Source organism: Mesorhizobium sp. M2E.F.Ca.ET.209.01.1.1 (genome assembly GCF_004010375.2).
GTDB lineage: Bacteria > Pseudomonadota > Alphaproteobacteria > Rhizobiales > Rhizobiaceae > Mesorhizobium.
Genome location: NZ_SADP02000452.1, coordinates 1 through 366, shown reverse-complemented (window position 1 = coordinate 366; position 366 = coordinate 1). Strand labels below are relative to the sequence as shown.

At 68.9% G+C, this 366-nt stretch carries 1 protein-coding gene; it reads right to left on the bottom strand.

The window, feature by feature from the left end; genetic code table 11:
- Positions 1 to 366, bottom strand: a 366-nt coding sequence (locus tag EN852_RS36440; RefSeq protein WP_246694525.1) for an SH3 domain-containing protein, incomplete at both ends; no start/stop codon positions are given.

Below are 366 nucleotides of genomic sequence, written 5' to 3'. Positions count from 1 at the left end.
CGCCGCCCTTGCCGCGCTGCCAGGGGGCGACGATCGCGGTGCGGCGGCCCGAAAGCAGCGACTGGTTGATCCAGCCCTCGGAGCCGTCCGCGTCGCGCACGCGACGCCAGGTATCGAATTCCTGAATGATCTCCATCGGCAGGCCGGCCTTCATGTACATCCAGTCGACGGAATAGTTGGCGCCTGGGCCGACGCGTGAGTTGACGCGGCCCGATTTCAGGCTGACGAAACGCGGCAGCGGCAGGCCGCTTGGGCCGAGCGTCACCGTTTGCGCGGGCGCGGCCGCACTTTGCGCGGATGCCTGCGGGCCACAAAGCAAAGCGCCGAGGACGGCTGCGCTGAAAGCCAGGCGAAGCGACGCGAAGC